This is a genomic window from Nocardia sp. NPDC050712 (assembly GCF_040654295.1).
In the GTDB taxonomy this organism is placed as follows: domain Bacteria; phylum Actinomycetota; class Actinomycetes; order Mycobacteriales; family Mycobacteriaceae; genus Nocardia.
The window spans coordinates 1,361,838-1,380,705 of sequence record NZ_JBFAHT010000002.1; the positions used below are offsets into that span (position 1 = coordinate 1,361,838).

At 68.3% G+C, this 18,868-nt stretch carries 18 protein-coding genes; 6 read left to right on the top strand and 12 right to left on the bottom strand.

Annotated features, from left to right (window positions below; translation table 11 throughout):
• Window positions 1-53: 53 nt before the first annotated feature.
• Genes AB0H76_RS17120 through AB0H76_RS17135 form a run of 4 tightly spaced genes read right to left on the bottom strand, consistent with a single transcriptional unit; the run spans window position 54 to window position 5,396 of the window.
• Entirely contained in the window at window positions 54-1,376 is a 1,323-nt protein-coding gene (locus AB0H76_RS17120) for a pyridoxal-phosphate dependent enzyme (RefSeq protein WP_357324116.1), read from the bottom strand.
• A complete protein-coding gene (locus AB0H76_RS17125) occupies window positions 1,376-2,887 on the bottom strand; it encodes a decarboxylase (RefSeq protein ID WP_357324119.1) in 1,512 nt (503 codons plus the stop codon). The genes AB0H76_RS17120 and AB0H76_RS17125 overlap by 1 nt, the downstream gene beginning before the upstream one ends.
• On the bottom strand, window positions 2,884-4,152 hold the full coding sequence (locus AB0H76_RS17130; RefSeq protein ID WP_357324121.1) for a heavy-metal-associated domain-containing protein: 1,269 nt from the start codon (window positions 4,150-4,152) through the stop codon (window positions 2,884-2,886). Before AB0H76_RS17130 ends, AB0H76_RS17125 begins: the two co-directional genes overlap by 4 nt.
• Window positions 4,149-5,396 carry an aminotransferase class V-fold PLP-dependent enzyme gene (locus tag AB0H76_RS17135; RefSeq protein ID WP_357324124.1) on the bottom strand — a complete coding sequence of 416 codons (1,248 nt, stop codon included), beginning with the start codon at window positions 5,394-5,396 and terminating at the stop codon, window positions 4,149-4,151. Before AB0H76_RS17135 ends, AB0H76_RS17130 begins: the two co-directional genes overlap by 4 nt.
• Window positions 5,397-5,505: 109 nt before the next feature.
• On the opposite strand from AB0H76_RS17135, the gene AB0H76_RS17140 reads away from it, so the two are divergent.
• Window positions 5,506-5,937: a pyridoxamine 5'-phosphate oxidase family protein gene (locus tag AB0H76_RS17140; RefSeq protein WP_357324127.1), complete on the top strand. Its 432-nt coding sequence runs from the start codon at window positions 5,506-5,508 to the stop codon at window positions 5,935-5,937.
• Between the two features lie 13 nt (window positions 5,938-5,950).
• Here the strand turns inward: AB0H76_RS17140 and AB0H76_RS17145 are convergent, their stop codons facing one another.
• From AB0H76_RS17145 to AB0H76_RS17160, 4 genes are all read right to left on the bottom strand, one after another.
• Entirely contained in the window at window positions 5,951-6,385 is a 435-nt protein-coding gene (locus AB0H76_RS17145) for a CBS domain-containing protein (RefSeq protein WP_357324129.1), read from the bottom strand.
• A gap of 97 nt (window positions 6,386-6,482) precedes the next feature.
• Window positions 6,483-7,742: a helix-turn-helix domain-containing protein gene (locus tag AB0H76_RS17150; RefSeq protein ID WP_357324132.1), complete on the bottom strand. Its 1,260-nt coding sequence runs from the start codon at window positions 7,740-7,742 to the stop codon at window positions 6,483-6,485.
• 189 nt (window positions 7,743-7,931) lie between these two features.
• Window positions 7,932-8,147 carry a hypothetical protein gene (locus AB0H76_RS17155; protein ID WP_357324135.1) on the bottom strand — a complete coding sequence of 72 codons (216 nt, stop codon included), beginning with the start codon at window positions 8,145-8,147 and terminating at the stop codon, window positions 7,932-7,934.
• Window positions 8,148-8,367: 220 nt separating this feature from the next.
• Window positions 8,368-9,165 carry an SAM-dependent methyltransferase gene (locus tag AB0H76_RS17160; protein WP_357324138.1) on the bottom strand — a complete coding sequence of 266 codons (798 nt, stop codon included), beginning with the start codon at window positions 9,163-9,165 and terminating at the stop codon, window positions 8,368-8,370.
• A gap of 324 nt (window positions 9,166-9,489) precedes the next feature.
• Here AB0H76_RS17160 and AB0H76_RS17165 point away from each other — a divergent pair, with 324 nt between their 5' ends.
• Both AB0H76_RS17165 and AB0H76_RS17170 read left to right on the top strand, forming a co-directional pair.
• Window positions 9,490-9,714, top strand: coding sequence for a DUF397 domain-containing protein (locus AB0H76_RS17165; protein ID WP_357324141.1), 225 nt, complete (start codon window positions 9,490-9,492; stop codon window positions 9,712-9,714).
• 89 nt (window positions 9,715-9,803) lie between these two features.
• Entirely contained in the window at window positions 9,804-10,691 is an 888-nt protein-coding gene (locus AB0H76_RS17170) for a helix-turn-helix transcriptional regulator (protein ID WP_357324144.1), read from the top strand.
• Between the two features lie 356 nt (window positions 10,692-11,047).
• Here the strand turns inward: AB0H76_RS17170 and AB0H76_RS17175 are convergent, their stop codons facing one another.
• Together AB0H76_RS17175 and AB0H76_RS17180 are read right to left on the bottom strand one after the other, a co-directional pair.
• Window positions 11,048-11,275, bottom strand: a complete 228-nt coding sequence (locus AB0H76_RS17175) for a hypothetical protein (RefSeq protein ID WP_357324146.1) — start codon at window positions 11,273-11,275, stop codon at window positions 11,048-11,050.
• A gap of 479 nt (window positions 11,276-11,754) precedes the next feature.
• Window positions 11,755-12,240, bottom strand: a complete 486-nt coding sequence (locus tag AB0H76_RS17180) for a DUF2599 domain-containing protein (protein ID WP_357324149.1) — start codon at window positions 12,238-12,240, stop codon at window positions 11,755-11,757.
• A 104-nt stretch (window positions 12,241-12,344) separates the two neighbouring features.
• Between AB0H76_RS17180 and AB0H76_RS17185 the strand changes: the two genes are divergently transcribed.
• From AB0H76_RS17185 to AB0H76_RS17195, 3 genes are all read left to right on the top strand, one after another.
• The gene (locus AB0H76_RS17185; protein ID WP_357324152.1) at window positions 12,345-13,466 is read left to right on the top strand and encodes a lipase family protein; all 1,122 of its coding nucleotides are present in this window, start codon (window positions 12,345-12,347) and stop codon (window positions 13,464-13,466) included.
• 226 nt (window positions 13,467-13,692) lie between these two features.
• Window positions 13,693-14,868, top strand: a complete 1,176-nt coding sequence (locus AB0H76_RS17190) for a lipase family protein (protein ID WP_357324153.1) — start codon at window positions 13,693-13,695, stop codon at window positions 14,866-14,868.
• Window positions 14,869-15,118: 250 nt separating this feature from the next.
• Window positions 15,119-16,492 (top strand): lipase family protein, encoded by a 1,374-nt coding sequence (locus tag AB0H76_RS17195; RefSeq protein ID WP_357324156.1) that lies wholly within the window; start codon window positions 15,119-15,121, stop codon window positions 16,490-16,492.
• Window positions 16,493-16,502: 10 nt separating this feature from the next.
• On the opposite strand, the gene AB0H76_RS17200 is transcribed toward AB0H76_RS17195, so the two are convergent.
• Window positions 16,503-16,712 (bottom strand): hypothetical protein, encoded by a 210-nt coding sequence (locus tag AB0H76_RS17200; RefSeq protein ID WP_357324159.1) that lies wholly within the window; start codon window positions 16,710-16,712, stop codon window positions 16,503-16,505.
• Window positions 16,713-17,019: 307 nt separating this feature from the next.
• Entirely contained in the window at window positions 17,020-18,570 is a 1,551-nt protein-coding gene (locus AB0H76_RS17205; protein WP_357324162.1) for an acyl-CoA carboxylase subunit beta, read from the bottom strand.
• Window positions 18,571-18,868 lie beyond the last annotated feature (298 nt).

Genomic DNA, 18,868 nt, shown 5'->3' on the forward strand with positions numbered 1-18,868 from the left:
AGTGTCCGCGCATAAGCGCCGGGACACGCGGGAAACGCGCGCGAAAGTCCCGGTCAGGCACCGCTTTCCAACGGCAGTCCGGCATCGCGCCAGGCGGTGATGCCGCCCTCGAGATTCGCCGCGTCGTAGCCGTCGCGGCGGGCGAGCGCGGCGAACCGGCGCGAGACCTCACCGACCGGGCAGACGAACACCACCGGGCGCGACCGCGGGAACGGGATGCCCTGGGCCAGCATGTCGTCGAGTTGATCGTCGCGAATGTTCAACGCCCCCGGTACATGTCCGATCCGATAGGCCATGGCGCCGCGGGTGTCGACGATGACGGGCCGGCCGGTGGCGTCGAGTTCGGCGAGCTGTTCCGGTGTCAGGGCGGCCACGGCGGCCAGTTCCGCGGCGGTTGCGGGCGGGCGGCGGTCGGTGCGGCCGAACAGTTCGGGGCGGCGCTTCTTGATATAGGACAGGTAGGGCTCGAGCCGGTCGCAGACGATGACGACCGCGACGAGCGGTTCCGTGCGCTCGGAAAGATCCAGTGCCCCCAGCGTTTCCAGGGTCGCGGCATAGGCGGCGCCGCTGGTGGGCCCGGCCAGTACGCCGTAGCCGGTGATCAGTGCCATGGTCGCGTCCACCGCGCGTCCGGCCTCGACGGCGACGATGTCATCGTAGAAGTCGGGCTGGAACAGGCCGACATCCCACATCTCGGTTTCCGAGCGGATGCCCGGAATGAAGTCGGAGCGCTCGGAAACCACGGCGACGGTACGCAATTCGGGATTGTGCTTGCGCAGGAAGGTGGCCGCGCCGCGGCTGGAGCCGGTGGTGCCCAGGCCGCCGATGAGATAGTCGACGCGGCCGATGCCGGCCGCGGCCAGGTCCTCGTGGATTTCGCGCCCCGTGCCCTGGCAGTGTGCCTCGACGTTCTTCTCGTTGGTGTATTGCGAGGGGTGGTGGAAGGCGCCGGGCTCGGCGGCCATGGTCGCTTCGATCACCGAGTAGACATCGTTGGGCGTCGTCGGGTCCGGGCATTCGGACAGCCCCGGCAGTTCCACGATCTCGGTGCCGAGCAGCTGCAACAGGTCGCGCACCTCGGTGACCCGGATACGGTTGGTCACCGCGCGCAACCCGACGCCGTGCAGCGCGCCGAGCACGCGCAGCGCCTTGGCGGTATTGCCGCTGGAGGCCTCGATCAGGCGTTGCCCGCCGGCCGTCAGCCGATCCACTTCATCGCGGATCATCGCCCAGGCCACCCGATCCTTGACCGAGCCGAACGGGTTGTGCGACTCCAGTTTCGCGTACAGCTCCACACCCGCGAGCCGGTGCACGGCGGGGTCGAGGCGCAGCAGTGGCGTGTTACCGATCAGGTCGGTGATGTGGTCGTAGCGCATTACGGGGCACCGGTGGGCCGTCGGGGCGCCTGCCGTCCACTCGGAGGTTGCGGCACCCGGGGCGCGCGCGGGGGGACGCGCCGCTGCGGCGGCGGCGCGCCGCGCGCCGGCTCGTAGTCGCTGTCTCGGCACACCTGAAAGGTGCCCGCCCGCAACACCACCGCGAGTTTGTCGGGCAGCGGATGCATCGAGGCCGGGGCGGCCGAGAGGTCGGAGTGATAGGCGGCGGTATTGGGGAAGATGACCGGATCGCCGGGCTGCGGGCGCGTGGGCAGCCAGACCTTGTGATTGGTGATCATGTCGCGTTCCAGGCACAGCCGGCCCGCGAAATACACACCGACGGGGCCGGATTCGGGTGCGCCGCTCGAGAGCAGCACCGGATCGACCATCACCTCCTGGTCGGCCGGTGTCACCGAATCCCGGCTCAGATCGAGGTGCACCAGCACGGTGCCGTCGGCGAGCTCCTTGACGAACACCACGCGCGCCACCGTGATCCCGGCATGGTCGACCAGCGCCTTGCCGGGCTCGATCCAGAGCTCGAGCAGGTTGTCGGCGGCGACCCGGGCGACCGTGCGCCCGCCGTGCCGCTCCAGCGGCGCGGCCAGGACATCGGCCAGCATGTGATGGGCCGCAACAGTATTGGCGTACTTGTGGAAGACCGGCGTGCCGTGCACCGCGCCGTTGTCGAGGTGATAGCCGAAGGTGTTGTTCGACCAGGTCATCGGCTCGCCCCGGCCCAGCAGCGCCTCGCGCAGGGCGTGCACATAGCCGTCGAAGGCGGTGGCGTCGGCGGTGAACACCTGCCGGAAGCCGCCGCCGATGTCGAGCACCGTCGGGCTCAGGCCGTGACCATAGGCCTGCTCGATCAGCGCCAGGCAGGCCTCGATGGCACGCACACGTTCGGTGGTCTCGCCGGAGTCGATGTGAAAAGCGAAGCCCAGCAGGGCAATCCGGTCGCGGTGCGCGGTGAGCAGTTCGAAGGCCCGGTCCAGATGCGGCAGCGGGACCCCGAACCGGCTCACCGGCGTGCCCGGAAAATCCGAAACCCGCAGCAGCACGGGAACTTTTGTGTTCGCACCGGCCAGCTCGGCGACGCGTGCCAGCTCCCACAGGTTGTCCACATTGACGGTCGCGCCGCACTCGATCAGCTCGCGCAGGAACTCCTCGCCCTTGGGGCCGGTGGCCTCGATACGCGTCGTCGCGAACCCCGCGCCGACCGCGCTGGCCAGCTCCCGCGGGGACGCGACATCGACCGACGCGCCCGCGTGCTCGGCGGTGCGGACGAACGCCCGCGACCGATTCACCTTGTGCGCGTAGCAGATTCGATGGCGCGGCAGCTGCGCCTCCAAGACCGCGCGCAGCCGCTTCAGGTTCTCGGTATAGACCTGCGGGAACACCAGGTGCACCGGGGAGCCGAACCGCGCGAGGGTGTCGTCCACGGTGTCGCGCCTGTCGAGGAAGGCCCGGACCAGCGGGTGGATCTTCGGCGGGAGCGCGGGCGGACCGGTCATACCGTGGATTCCGTCGGGTGCTGCGCGGGGCGTTCGCCCACCGGGTTGTAGCCGCCGTCGCGAATGGCCTCGAACGCGCGGGCCCGGTTGCGCGGACTGCGGAACTCGGCCACGACCCGCTTGCTGATCAGGTCGATCTCGGCGACCTTGATGCCCATGTTCTCCAGCACGCCGGTGATGGTGCGCACGCAGTGCTTACAGTTCATGTCCGGCACGTAGAAGACCTGGTCCTCGGCGGTGGCCGGGCCGTCGGCGGTGAGCTCGTCGGCCGGGTCCAGGGGCACCTCGACGAGCACGCAGCGCGCGGCGAGCTGGGTGAACACCGTGACGAACTGGTCCACCACCAGCGGCAGCAGGCTGTAGTGCGCGCCGTCGAGCTGGTGCGGCATGGCGGCCAGGCAGGCCGGGCGGGTGCCCGCGGGCAGTAGCGCGTACTGGCGGGAGATGAGATCGAGGTCCTCGTGGTACTTCGCGATCGCCTCGGGCACCGAGAGCCCCTCGGCGCTGGTCGCCCGGCGCATCACCATGTGCGCCTCGTCGATGGTGGTGTCCTTCATCGCGCGCAGGGTCGCCACCGTCTCGGCGGTGTAGCGCACGGTGCCGTCGGGCTGGGCCGCCAGGGTCACCGGGATCATCCCGCGCCGATAGGTGGAGGCCTGTAGCTCCCAGTACCAGCGGGTGGCCACCGCGGCGAAGATGCCGGAATCGTGCATGCCGTGCGCGAACTCGGCCGCGCTGCGATACGGCGTCTGCCGGGCCAGCAGCGCGTGCTGGGCCAGCGCCCGCCCGGTCGCCTCGATACCGACGCGGAAGATCTCCAGCGGGTCGTGATCGGTGGTGGTACCGGCCAGCACGGCGTGCTCGCGCGGCCCGAGCGCGCTGATCCGCTGGGCCAGTTCGGTATTGGCCGCCACGGCCTGCCACAGCAGCAGCGTGGCCTCGCGGGTGGCGATCGGCATGATCGGGCCCAGCCCGTCCGCACGGTAGTGGCCGGTGTTGGGCACACCGCTGCTGTCGGTCCAGGTGATCCGGTGCGTGGCACTGGTGACCTGATAGCTGCGGCACGGGCGCATGAACCGCTCCAGATACAGCCGCTGGGAGAAGGTCAGGTGACTGTTCGGCTCCGTCTGCAACGCGGTACCGGCGTATTCGATGCGGAGCTGGTCGGGCACCGGCAGGCGGGCCTCGAACAGTCCGGGCTGGGCCAGACCGGCCAGCACGCGGGACGCGGCCCGCCGGTCGTAGCGTGACACCTCGGCACTCACGAAACCTCCTCGGCAATCGTCTCGACGCACGCGGTGAACCGGTCGATCTCGTCGACGGTGTTGTAGATGTGCGTGCTGACCCGTACGGAATCGGCATCGAATTCCGAGGACGTGCAGTGCAGCCCGGTGCGCACCAGGAAACCGAGCTCGCTGAGCACGAAACCCAGATCGGTGGCGGTGATGCCGGGCAGGGTGAAGGAGACGATGCCGTAGCCGACCGCGCAGGACGCGTGCGCGGGCCCCGGCAGGAACTCGCAGCCGCGCACCCGGCGCAATCCGTCGATCAGGCGCAGCGTCAGTTCGCGGTTGTGCGCGGCCACGACCGTCATATCGAAGGACTCGAGCACCTCGAGCGCGCTGCCGAGGGCCAGGATGCCCGGAATGTTCTGGGTGCCGCCCTCCAGCAGCTCCGGCATGGCGGCCGGGGCCAGCCCGTCGGCGCCGAGCCGTACCCCGGAGTTGCCGCCGGGCAGGAATGGCAGCAGCCGATCATGCACCCGGCGGTGGCAGTAGAGGATGCCGGTGCCGGGCGCGCCGAACATCTTGTGCGCGGCGAACACCGCGAAGTCCGCGCCGAGCGCGGTGACGTCCACCGGCAGATGCCCGCCGCTCTGACTGCAGTCGAAGCAGAGCAGCACCTCCGGATCGATCCGGCCGCGCAGCTCCTCGAGGGTGGTCAGGCCGCCGAACACGTGGTGCAGGTGGCTGGTGGTGATCAGCCGGGTGCGCGGGGTGAGCTTGGCCAGGATATCGGCGGTGTCGGCCTCGCCGGTCTCGGTGCTGCGGTAGCCGACGAGGTCGATGTGGCGGCCGAACCGGGCCAGCACCTGGCGCAGGTGGTGCCAGGGATAGACATTGGAGGCGTGATCGCGCGGGTTGTAGAGGATCTGGTCGCCGTCGGCGAGTTCGGCCAGCCCCCAGGACAGGGCGACCGCGTTGAGCGCGGCGGTGGCGCCGCCGGTGAAGACGACCTCGTCGGGGTGCTGCGCGCCGAGGAACGCCGCGGCCCGCGTGCGCACCCGGGCCAGCCTGCTGCTGAGGCCGGTGGCCCACGGATAGGTGCCGCGGCCGGCGTTGGCGGTGCGCGAGGCGTGATAGCGCTGGATGGTCTCGATCACCGGGAGCGGCTTCTGAGTGGTGGCCGCGCTGTCGAGATAGACCGCGCTGGACTCGGCCAGCGCCGGGAACAGCGCGCGGACCGACTCGGGGACATGGGGCGCTCGGGCGGGCGCGGATGGGGGCAACGAACGCTCCCTTCACAGGATGCGCTGGGACCCAACCCACGATACGCACTCCGCGACACGCGTTCGAAGGTTTCTGGTGGACAAGAACTTTCATGACTAGCCTGGGGTGATGCCGCTGAACCTCGCAGAACGCCAAGAGTTTCTCGCCCAGCCGCATATCGGCGCCCTCGCGGTGGCCGCCGACCCGGGCCGGGGCCCGCTCACCGTGCCGATCTGGTATCAGTACCGGCCCGGCGGTGAACTCTGGCTGGTCACCGGCGCGGAATCGGAGAAGATCCGGCGCCTGCGCTCGGCGGGCCGTTTCAGCCTGATGGCGCAGCGGGTCGAGCCGACCGTGCGCTACGTGTCGGTGGAAGGCCCGATCCTGCGCATCGCCGAGACGACCGACGAGCAGCACCGCGAGGTCGCCGCGCGCTACCTGCCCGCCGAGCAGGTCGACGGATACCTGAAGGCGGCCGAGGCCTTCGGGGCGATGGTGACGGTGTACCTGCGCCCCGAGCACTGGCTCTCGGCCGACATGGGTGGCGGCGAACAGTACTGACCCGGCGCCGGCGTCAGTACCTGCCCTGGATGTATTCGGTCAGTTGCTGACGCTCGGTCGCGAGCTCGGAGATCGCGCTCTTGATCACGTCGCCGATGCTGACGATGCCGATCAGCCGGTCGTCCTGCACCACCGGCACGTGCCGGATCCGATGCTCGGTCATGGTTTTGCGCAGTCCGTCGACGCGGTCGTCCGGCGAGCAGGTGCGGACCTGGTGGGTCATGATCGCCGACACCGGGCTGTCGAGCACCTCCGCGCCGAGCTCGTGCAGCCGGCGCACCACATCGCGTTCGGACACGATGCCCGCGATCGCGGCGTCGTCGGGGGAGACCACCACCGCGCCGATGTTGAGCTGAGCCAGAACGCCGAGCAGGCCGCGTACCGTGGTCTCCGGTGTCACCGTGGTGACGTCATTACCCTTGCGTCGCAAGATCTCCGCTATGCGCATCATTTCCTCCAGATGCCGGGGATTTCAGGATCTCGCGTCCGGCCCGGCGGCACCCGGTGTTCCGCGCATCGACTGCACAACAGATTCGCGCGAATGCTTAAAGGCGCCGTGCGACCGTGCGATCGAGGTCGCGGGCCAGCAGCGCGATCGAGGCCTGCGAGATGCCCGCGGAGGTGGCCAGGTCGATGGAGGTGAGCTGGGCGATGCGCCGCAGCCGGTAGTCGACGGTATTGGGGTGCACATAGAGCTGACGCGCGGTCAGCTGGCGGTTCATGTCGTTGCCCAGGTAGGCGCGCATGGTGTCGAAGAGCTCGGGGTGCGCGTCCAGCGGATCCAGGATGGTGGCGATGCGCCGGGTGGCCGGGCCGCCGCGGGTCAGCTGGTATTCCACGGCGAGGTCGGCCATTTGGTAGAGGCCGGGGGAGCGGCCGCCCACCCGCACCAGGTTCAGCAGCTCGTGCGCCTGATCGGCGGCGTCGGGAATCTGGTCGGTGTCGCTGGTGACCAGGGTGGCCGTCAACGGGACTTCGGCGGCCTGCGCGAGCTTTTCCAGCGTCTCGGAGGTGGGCGCGGGCCCGTCGGCGTCGTTCGGGATGAGCAGGGTGCCGCCCTTGGTGGACAGCAGTGTCAGCGCACGGGAGTCGAACACCGTGGCCAGCGCGGACTGGATGCGGCGCAGCTTGCGCCGGGCGGCGACCTCGGAGGCCACCCGCGGGTCGCGCTCGTCCGGATGCTGGGGCACCGACAGGGCCACCACATGGTAGGACTCGGCGACCGGCATCCCGGCCTGGCGCGCCAGCGCGGAGCTGCCGCGCCCGCTGAGCAGGGCCGAGGCCAGTGTCTGTGCGGCGGTTTGATGTTCGCGGGCGACCAGGTGCTGCTCGTCGACGTAGGCGTCGGAGACCGCGACCGTGATGGCCTCGAGCAGTTCGAGCATCAGGTCGGTGGCGACGAGTAGTTCCTCGACGTCGTCGGCCTTGGCCTGGGCCGTGACCAGGCCGAGGGCGATCCGGATGCCCTCGTGATAGGCGCGCAGGATGGTGCCCAGCGGCACTGCCTCCCTGGCCCATTGGGTCGCGGCCTCGCGCACCTCGGTCAGGCGTTCGCTGTCGGGGACGGCGCGGCGGTCGAACATCTCGGCGGCCAGCGTGAGCACACTGCGGGTCAGTTTGGTGACGTCGCCGCGTAGTTGCTCGCCGGGCAGGGTGCGGCACGGCGCCATACAGGTGGCGAAGTAGCCGACCATTCGCGATGCCACCCGATCGGTGTTCTGCAACGGGTCCGAGGCAGGCCGGCCGCCGATCTCCAATGCCCCAGTGGGTAGTTCGGTGGTCAGGTCCAACGCGGAGAAGGTCATAGGTGTCGCTTCCAATGCCACATCGGACGTAATAGAACCGCGTCCGAATCGTTGCATCACTATACGAAAAAGTTATGAACGCGGGGAAGCTTCAGTGAGATCGAGGGGCCGCGAATCCACTGTGTGGGACCCGATTCGGCCGGATCGGCCCTGGCTATCGGTTGTCAAGGGCACCAGGCGATTTCGGGGCTATTCGTCGTCCAGCCCCGCGGACAGGTAGGCGGCGGCGGCCAGCCACTGCCGGCACTGCGGGCCGTGTACCTCGTGGGAAAAGAGGATCTCGCGGGCCCGGCGGTAGGTGAGAGTGCCGGGTTCGTCGCCGCATTCGGCACCGAAATCGTCGGCGGTGACCCGGGCGCGCAGGCCGGTAGCGACCCGGTGAGGAGTTCGGAATGCCTGGTTCATGTCGACCACCCTCGCCTCTGCGAATGGGGAGGTGTATGTGTGTGGCGACGCCGGCGCGAACTCCCTGCGTACCTCCCCGGTAACTGCGTTCGAGTTTATGCGTCTGCACCTTGCAGATGCAAGTACATTTGCACACTCGACCAGATCCGCCGAACATTTACTGGCACATAAGAAAAGACAGTTCCGACCAGTTGGTCGGAACTGTCTCGGTGAGCGGAATTCAGGGTTTGCGTGCCACCGCACCGTAGGCGGAAATCGGACGGATCTCGCCGATGTCGGTCGAATCGGCGCGCCACTGGGTAATGGAGACGAATCCGGGATCGACCAATTCCAGCCCGTCGAACACCGCGCGGATCTGCTCCTGCGGCCGCGGGACATAGGGCGTTCCGCCGGTTTCCCCGTAGTTCTGGCACAGCGCCACATAGGACTTGGAGTCGTCGGTGCCGTCCCACATGACCAGATAGCTGTTCGAGGGCACGGCCGCCAGCACGGTATCGACGATCCGCCGCAGGTCCTCGTAGGTGCGGGCGTGGCCGAGGACGCCCATGAACATGACGCCGATCGGCTCCTCGAAGTTGAGCACGTTCTTGGCGTCGGCGATGATCCGCTCGGGGTCGTGGTAGTCGGCGTCGATGTAGGTGGTGACGCCCTCGGCGGTGGTGCTGGTCAGTAGCGCGCGCGCGTGCGTGAGGACCAGCGGGTCGTTGTCGACGTAGACGATTCGCGCTGTGGGCGTGACGCTTTGGGCCACCTCGTGGGTGTTCTGCATGGTGGGCAGGCCGGTGCCGATGTCGAGGAACTGCGTGATCCCGTGCTCCCGGGCCAGGTACTGCACCGCGCGAATGAGGAACTGCCGGGACTGCACGGCCATGGTGCTGATGTCAGGGTCTACTTCGAGTCCGGCGTCGCCGGCGACGCGATCGATCTCGTAATAGTCCTTACCCCCCATCCAGTAGTTCCAGATCCGTGCGGAATGCGGAATGTCGGTCCGGATCATTGGGGCGTGATCATCAGGCATGACGGCTGTACTCCTCAGCGAGCGATGTTCACCGCGGCGCGCCGCGCACGGCCGCCGCGAATGGCTGGTGTATCCCACGTGCACTGTGACAGTACAAGATTCGGCATCCCAAAGCAGACCGCTTGGCCGAGCTGAACACGCCTTTCCCGGGCGTGTCGGAAATGACTTCTAAAAAGCCGACCAGTAGGTACGAAAATCCTTGTGCGGCATGGTGAACTTCGTGCTACCGTTCGAATGTCGGTGCAAATGCAAGAACATTTGAGAGTGCAGATGCAAAACCGGCCTTCTAAGGATCTCTACACTGCGGAACCGAGGAGTGGGGAAATGTCCGACACCACCACACACAAGATCGAAACTGCTTGGCGGAAGAGTTCGTTCAGCGGCCCCAGCGGCGGCAACTGCGTCGAACTGGCGCAGGCCACCGGTGGCCTGGTGGCCATGCGCAATTCGCGCGACCCCGAGGGTGCGATGATCTTCTACACCCGTCCGGAGATCGACGCGTTCGTCCGCGGCGCGAAGGCGGGAGAATTCGACGATCTGACTTGCTGAGCGGTAACATTGCGGTCGGTGCGGTGTGTCTCTCGACGACGCTTTTGTGACACACTGGTGGGCAACCTCGAGTATCGGAGACGAACTCCATGATCGCAGAACCCGATGACGACGGTCGTGTGCAATCGGTTGTCGCCGAACGCGGTCCGACTGTGCTTCGGATCGCGCTGGGCGGGCAATTACGAAAGCTCCGGGAGAGTAAACGCATCACCCGCGAGGCCGCAGGCGACGCGATCCGTGGATCGCACGCCAAGATCAGTCGTCTCGAGTTGGGCCGCACCGGCTTCAAAGAACGTGACATCCGGGATCTGCTGACGCTCTACGGGATCACCGATCCCGACGAACGTGAGCGCTTCCTGGATCTGGCCAGGCGGGCGAACGAGCCCGGCTGGTGGCATCGCTACAGTGACCTGCTGCCGTCGTGGTTCGGCACCTACCTCGGCTTGGAGCAGGCAGCCAGCAAGATCCGTACCTACGAGGCGCATTTGGTGCCGGGGCTGCTGCAGACGCCCGACTATGCGCGGGCAGTGCTGTCGCTCGGTAGCGACGACGCCGACACCGATCGCCGCGTCGCCGTGCGACAGCATCGCCAGGAATTGCTGTACCGCGTGGATCCGCCGGTGCTGTGGGCCGTGATAGACGAGGCCGCACTGCATCGGCCGGTCGGCGGCCCGGGTGTGCATCGCGATCAGATGCGGCACCTGTGCAAGCTCGCGGCGCTGCCGAACGTCACCGTCCAGGTGCTGCCGTACGCGGCCGGCGAGCACGCCGCCGCGGGCAGTTCGTTCAGCATTCTGCGCTTCTCCGAGCGCGAGCTGCCCGACATCGTCTACCTCGAACACCTCACCAGCGCCCTGTATCTGGACCGCCGGCAGGATCTCGAGATGTATCTGACGGTGATGGACCGCCTGAGCGTGCAGTCGCTGCCGCCGGACAAGTCCATCGAGCTGATCACGCACTACTCGGCCGACCTGTAACGCGCGCCGTCACCTCCTCGAGACCACGCAAGCCGTACAAACGCAACAGTGCGGGCGACCGATTCGGTCGCCCGCACTGTTGTTGTCTGAGCCCGAGTGTGCACTGAGGCCTGGGTCGAATTCGTCACGGTGACGGGCGGATTCGCTGGCCTGGCCGGGGGTGGCGGGAGGCCGGGAACGCAGGCGGGGTGAATTGCCCGCTATCCCAAGCGAATCGGCCGCGGCACCCGCCGGAGCGGGGCGCGTCACGCTGGATCCGGAACCGGGCCGCCGTGGTGGCGAGAGGGCGGGCGCCGGTGGACCCGATGGGTACTGCGGCACAGCGGTATTGGCGTCCGCTGCGGCAGCCGGTACCGCTACTGCTTGATATAGATGGAGGCGATGCGCCAGAACGTCGACGGCTGCAGGATGTTCATATCCCAGTCGTCGGCCATGGCGTGTGCCGTGGAAACGATCCGATCGATATCGAAATCGTTCCTGGTGGCCGCGCCGGTGGACTCGACGGCGTCGATGACGAACGCCATGGCGGTGTCGCGGGAGTGCGCTGCTTTTCGGTGGCCGCTACGGGCCGAGGTTGTACTCATTGTTGTACCGTTCGCTGGCTGTGCGGCCAATGCGGCATCGGCGAAGCCGAGCCGGCCGCCGTAGTGTGGTTGGTTCATTCGAACGCCCCTCTGGTCTGGCGGCAGCAAACCTTTGGCAACTGGACCATCGGCTCGCTCACGCGGCCTCCCCTGGTTGTCCCCTGTAAAGCCCTGCGAGTTGAGTTTAGGGCTGGCGGCCTTTCAGATGCAAGTACATCTGCACTATCGATTGCATTCGCACTGTGTGCTTTTCATGATTCTAGCGACTTCTTGCGAAGTCCCGACCGGGTGGTTTGGTTGACCTGCTCGCGACTCTATTGTGAATTCGTTACCGAGCGGCCCATGGCCTTGCCTAGCAGGCCGGAATCTGCGCCGTCAGAGCTGGTTTCCGCAATCCGAGGGGCGGTTCGGGGCCATTGTTCGAGGTAGCGCGCCAATCGGTCTTGACGCCGCGAGAGAAGGCTAATTTCGAGTTAATTTCACCGTTCCGGCCCGCCCGGATTGCAAGAGGCATCGACGGTGGCTTGATAACCGACGGCGGGGCGCCAGGGTTCGAGATTCCAGCTCGGCTTGTTCGGCTGCACCAGCCGCGCCCAGACCCAGTGGCAGACGAATTGGTCACGCATGCCCGGTGCGTCGGCGGCCGGCGCGGCCGCGACCACCTCCTGCCAGGCCCGCGCGTCCGAGCCCGGGTAGCTGGTCTGGCGGCCAGCGGGTGAGGGGAGGACGAGCAGGCGCGCCCCGTCGACGTTTTCGGTCCACGCGGTGCGCTCGATGAGGGCGACGCCGGCGTACGGGTCGACGGTGGGTGTCGGCGCGACGGTGGGTGTGCGCGTCGGGGGTGGGGTAGTGGCCGTGGTGGTGGCCGGTGCCGGGGCGAGCGCCGGCTGCGCGTCGGAGCCGCAACCGGCCAGCGTGAGGGCACACGCGAGCGCGGCGAGGCGCGGCCAGGGGTGATTCGGCACGGTGGACCTTTCTTCTCGGTCCACTCGAGCGTAGCCACCGGGATGCCGCCACCGATTGTGGTGTCTTGCCCATCCGCACCGCGCGTGGCAATAGTCATGCGGTGATGCGGACTCGAATGATGACGGTCGCGGCGGGCGTGGTGCTCGCGCTCGCCGTCGCCCCGGCCCCGGTAACGGCGGCGGAAGCCACCGCGCCGGGCCTGGTGACCGAGGTGGCCGATGCCCCGGAGCGGGTGCGACCAGCGGGCGCCGCGGTGGCGCAGCGGCTCACCTATTGGTCGCGCGGCCCGCGCGGGCCGATGCAGAGCACCGCGATGGTCTACCTGCCGCCGGGCCCGCCCCCGCCGGGCGGGTGGCCGGTGGTGGCGTACGCGCACGGCAGCGTCGGCATCGCCGATCAGTGCGCGTTCACCCTGTCGCCGCGCGACTACTACCTCAACGAGGTGTATCCGGCGTTGCTGGGCGCGGGCTACGCCGTGGTGATCTCCGATTACGTCGGCCTCGGGACGCCGGGCACGCACCCCTACCTGGATGGCCCGTCACAGGCGCGCAGCGTGATCGACGGCGTCCGGGCGGCCCGTGGCGTGGCGCCGGGGCTGAGCACCCGGTGGGCGGTGCTCGGGCAGTCGCAGGGCGGGCAGACCGCGTTGTTCGCCGCGCACCTCGCCCCAGCCGATGCGCCGGAGTTGCAGCTGCGCGGCGCCGCGGCGACCGGGCCGCCGTCGAACCTGGAACTGGTCGCGCCCCTGCTGGGGCCGTGGGTGCCGCGGCTGCCGCTGCGCATCACCACCGCCTACTTCGCGATGATCGTGGCCGGATTGCGCGCGACCGCACCCGAACTCGATGTCGACAGCTATCTGACCCCCGTGGGCCAGGCGGTACTGGAGGTGGTCGAGAACACCTGCGTGAACGAGGCCGACGAGCAGGTCCGCACGGTCGCCATCGGGGACATGCTGACCAAGCCACTGCTGGATCCGCGTTTGCTCGCGGCCGTGTCGGCGATGCTGCGGATTCCCGTGCAGGGGCACACCCGCCCCTTGTTCATCGGGCAGGGGCTGGCCGATCTGGAGGTGCCCGCACCGCTGAGCGCCAAGCTGGTCGCCGAATTGCGGCTGGCCGGAGCGGATCTCGAGGTCGGTGTCTACCCGGGTGGACATCTGGACGCGGCCCGGCAGGCGTTCCCGGACGCGCTGGCGTTTCTGCACCGCGTCCTGGACCGGCCGTGACCAGGTTGTCTCGTGTCAATAGGAGACTGTTCCGAGACCGGGTGGTCCGAGAGCACAGGCCGGAACCGCCAAACTTGTGAATTACCAACATATTCGCCCCCGCCCCTGCCGCTCGGCGGCAAGACTGTTCGAAGATGATCACGAACGTTGGATCAGGGAGAGGCTTACGTCGATGGGTGATGCCCTACGTTCGAAAACAAGGGGACTGTCGCGAGTGGTGGGCGCGATGGCATTGGGTGTGATGATGGTGCTCGCCGGTACGGCGGGCGCGCACGGTTCACCGCTGTATCCGGAGCCCGATCCGGACCCGTTCTACGCGAATCCGCCGGATCTGGCGGCCAAGGAGCCCGGTGACGTGCTCGGGGTGCGCGCCATGCCGCCGCTGGCGATCTTCCCGGATACCACCGTCACGCTGGTGCGGTTCCGGTCGACCAGCTCCGAGGGCGATCCGATCGCGGCCACGACGACGGTGCTGACACCGCGCTCGCACCAGCCCGACGGCCCGCTGCTCTCGTTCCAGCACATCATCAACGGCCTCGGCTCGGAATGCTCGGTCTCGCGGGTGCTCTACACCAAGGACCCGAACCTGGTCGTGCGGGAGGCCCCGGGCTGGAACGTACTGCTGCAGCGTGGCTGGACGGTGGCGCTGCCCGACCATCTGGGCCCGCAATTCGCCTACGGCGCGGCCAAACTCGGCGGCCAGATCACCCTGGACGGCATCCGCGCGGCGAAGAACGTACAGGAGCTGCGGGTCGCCAAGAGCCCGACGACGATGATCGGCTACTCCGGCGGCGGCATGGCCACCGCGTGGGCCTCGGCGCTGCAACCGAGGTACGCCCCCGAGCTGGAGATCGCCGGCGCGGCGATGGGCGGTGTGCCGATGAACCTGGTGAAGATGATGGAGGGCCTGGGCCTGGGCTCGCATCCGGTGTTCGGGCTGGCGCTGGCCGCCGGGCTCGGGCTGGAGCGCGAATACCCGACCCGGTTCCCGCTCAGCGAACAGCTCAACGATCGCGGCCTGGCCGCCCGGGCGGCGATCGCCAACAGCTGCACCAACGACATCATCGCCACCGGCGCCGGGCGCGGCGCCATCGACTTCGCGAAGACGACGTCGATGATCAACGACGCCGACGCGCGCGCGGTGGTGGAGGAGAACAGCCTCGAGCTCTACGACGGGGCACCGACAATGCCGGTGTTCGAATGGCATTCGCCGATCGACGGCCTGGTCCCGGTGGACGCGATCGTGAACACCAACCGGCACTGGTGCGCCGCCGGGGTGCGGGTGCAGGCCGAGCAGATTCCGGTACCCGACCACCTGACCGCGGCGGTCCTGGGTATCCCGCAGGCGCTGGGCTGGCTGGACGCCCGTTTCCGAGGGGAGCCCGCACCGAGCAACTGCTGAGTCATCACCGCAACAAGGCACGCGAATCCCGTTCGTCACGTGTGGGATTCGCGTGCCATTGTTGCGATTCGGCGTCATGACGCCGTCAACCGGGGTGTAAACGGACATTTCGCCGGGCCGGCCCCGCTAGCCTGAGTGTCCTGTGCCCGGTTCCGCAGGGGCATTTCGGGGGGCTGGCACCGACAGAATCCGAAGGCCGCGTCGTTTCGGGGTGCAGGAGACATCGTCGTCGCACCCAGGGGCCTGTGCCATGAGATCCTCGCGCGCACTGCTTTTCGCAGCGCTGTTGCTCTGCCCGCTCTTCGCCGCTCCGGCCTCGGCCCAGCCCCCGATACCCGATCTGTCCGGCGGGGTGCTGCCCGGCATCCAGCAGTGGATCGATCAGGTCATCCCGCCGCCGCCGATCAATCCGGAACCGCACCCGAACGCTCCCGAGCTGGTCGAATCCGCGGGTGGCGCACCGGGTTTGGCGGCGCTGTGGCAGGCGACCCTGCCCAGTAACGTCGGCGATCCCATGTTCGACGCCTGGCCCGCCGGCCTGGACGCCTACGCGCCGGGCGAGGTGATCGAGGTCCGCGATGTCACCGCTACCGCCGGCGTGCTGGTGCTGGTGCCGTTCCGGCAGGCGCTGCTGCTGAAGTACCGCACCACCGACGCGCACGGACGGCCGTCCTTCGCCACCGCGACCCTGGTGATTCCGCACGGCGCCTGGACCGGGCCGGGGGATCGGCCGGTGGCGGTGAACAATCTGCCGATCGACGGCCTGGGCCGCGACTGCACGCCCGGCTACAGCCTGGCGCACGGCCTGGCCGCCGAGATCAGCGTGACCGACTATCTGCCGCCGACAACGCAATTGGCGCTGCTGCGCGGCTACGCGGCCCTGATCCCGGACCATCAGGGCCCGTGGATGGCCTACGCGGAACCCTATGTCGCCGGGCACGCCATCCTCGACAGCATCCGGGCCGTGCGCGGCGGCCTGCCGGGGTTCGACGGCAGCGTGTTCGGCATGCTGGGCTACTCCGGCGGCGCCATCGCCACGCACGGCGCGGTGAAGTTGCTGTCGGAGTACGCGCCGGAGCTCGCCGGTGTGGTCGTCGGCGCGGCGCTGGGCGGGGTGCCCGCCGATTACGAGATCCTGGCGCGCAGCATGAACGCCAACCTGGCCTCGGGAGTGTTCATCGGTGCCACCCTGGGGGTGGCCCGCGAGCGTCCCGAGATTCTCGGCCGGATGAACAATTTCGCGCAGTGGGTCGCTACCTCACCGCTGAAGGACACGTGCGGCAGCGTCTTCGGCGCCGCCGGGATCTTCATGCTGCCGATGGACATCGCGGCCAACTTCCCGGACCCGCTGAACTCGGACTTCGCGGCCGAGATCTATCGGGTGACGCGCATGGAGGGCCTGAAATCCGCTGTGCCGCTGTATATCTACAACGGCGAGCAGGAGTTCTGGATCCCGGCGGAGGGGGCGCGCAATCTGTATCACGAGCAATGCGCGCTCGGAGCGAACGCGGTCTATCGCAGCGTGTTCGGTGAGCACATAGTCGGTGCGGTGCTGGGTTATCCGGAGGCGGTGGCCTGGCTCGACGAGCGGCTGCGTGGGGTGCCCGCGAGCACGGAGTGCTAGGCACCGCCGTTCATCTTCGCGTCATGATGGTGCGCGGCACCACCCCGGACCAGCCGCAGGGTAGGTCGCAGGTGGCCGAGATGGTCACCACGACCTCGCCGGTGCGCACCGACGGGGCGCTGACCTCGGTCGCGCGCGCCGGATACCCGCAGGCCGGGCACTTGCCGAAGTAGTTCAGAATCTCCCTGACGACCGTGGCCGGCTCGTCGCCTTCACTCATATTTCGACAGTAGGCGTTTTTAACCTTTTGTGCGCTGGGTCACAGTGGGATTCGTCGGTGTCACAACGCGGAATCGGGCGAATGGTGAAAAGCGACAACGGGATCCGGGGGTGTGGCGGGTCCGGCCGAGTATTGGGTAGGGAACAACCGCGGCGGACCCGCCACCGGCCCGGCCCCTACGCGGCGAACGAAGGACCGGGCTCACCTACGAAAGTAGGCCAACCGCAACGGATTCGACGGCCCGGCGGGGCGATCTCGGAGATCGCATCACCGGGTGTGCGCGCAGGTTGTGAGACACCACAACTCGTTACATCGGAAACAGATTGTGCTTGCGCGGATTCGGCTTGCGGGTGGCGTCCTTGTCGCGCAGCAGCCGCAGCGCCTTGCGGATCTCGAGCCGGGTCTGCGACGGTTCGATGACCGCGTCGATGTAGCCGCGCTCGGCCGCCGTCCACGGCGTGGCGACGGTGGCGTTGTAGAAGTCGATCATCTGGGCGCGCACCGCGGGGCGCTGCTCGGGCGGGGTCACGGCCAGCTGCTTGCGGCCCACGATGCTGACCATGGACTCGGCGCCCATCACCGCCAGGCGCGCGGTCGGCCAGGCGAAACTGAAGTCCGCGCCGAGCTGCTTGCAGCCCATCACCGCGTAGCCGCCGCCGTAGGCCTTGCGGGTCACGATGGTCACGATCGGCACGGTCGCCTCGATCAGTGCCCGGAACATCCGGCCGCCGCGCTTGATGACGTGGTTGCGTTCCTCGTCGACGCCCGGCAGCACGCCGGGGGTGTCGACCACGTAGATCAGCGGCACGCCGAAGGCGTCGCACAGCCGGATGAAATGCGCGGCCTTGTCCGAGCAGGCCGCGTCCAGCGCGCCGCCCAGCACCAGTGGCTGATTGGCGACCACGCCGACCGGGCGCCCGTCGACCCGGGCGAAGCCGGTGATGAGGTTCTGCGCGCTGCCGGCGCCGAGCTCGTGGAAGGCGCCGTCGTCGAAGATGCGCAGCAGCAGGTCGTGCATGTCGTAGCCGACCTTGTCCGAGTCCGGCATGAACCGGTCCAGCTCGCGGTCGGAGTCGGTCAGCTCGGGTTCGAGCCCGGGATTGATCAGCGGCGCCTGCTCCAGGCAGCTGCTGGGCAGGTAGCTCAGGTAGTCCCGGGCCCACGCGAAGGCGGCCTGCTCGTTCGCGGCGACGTGGTGCACGGTGCCGTTGGTCTGCAGGGCCTCGGCGCCGCCGAGCTCCTCGGCGGTGACCACCGAGCCGGTGACGGCCTTGATCACCTCCGGGCCGGTCACGAACATGTAGGAGTCGGTGGTGGCCACGAGCACGTCCATGTTGATGGGCCCGTACACCGAGCCGGCCGCGCACTTGCCCAGCATGATCGCGACCATCGGTACGTAGCCGGACAGGTCCTCCTGCCACCGGCACATGGTCGCGTACCAGGCCAGCGAGGTGACGCCGTCCTGGATGCGGGCGCCGCCGGAGTCGTTGATGCAGACCACGGGGCAGGCGTTGTTGAAGGCGAACTCCATGGCGGCGCCGACCTTGCGGCCGAACATCTCGCTGACCGAGCCGCCGTAGACGGTCTGATCGTGCGAGATCACCACGACCGGGCGGCCGTCGATGTAGCCCCGGCCGGTGACCACGCCGTCGCCGTACATGGCCTCGCCGCCGCCGGGCTTGCGCACCAGCGCGCCGAGCTCGAGGAACGTGCCGGGATCCAGCAGCATCTGCACCCGTTCGCGAGCGCTGGGTATGCCCTTGGCCTTGCGTTTCGCGAGGCCGGTCTCGCCCGCCGGTTCGGCAGCGAGCTCCAGGGTGTCCCGGAGGTGATCCAGCTTGTCGCGAGTAACGCTCATGTGCTCTGTGTAGCCCTTCGAACTCATCATGGCTGCCGGTGCCGCGGCCGGGTCGACCGTAGCCCAGGTGCAGCGCTCGATGCTATCGGTGGGTGGGGGTACGCCACAGGCGATCGGGCGATCCGGTAGTGCAACCTCACAGGGCCGGGCCGATTCTGTGAGGTCTTGCCACGGAATTTCGCCGGCTGCTCGCCGGCGGGCTTAACCTGTCCGTGGCGCAGCGCCGGGTTGCGCGGCCGGCGCTGCGTCGTCATTGTGTCATTCGCCCGAATGGCCCGGCCCCGAATTGCCGTGATGT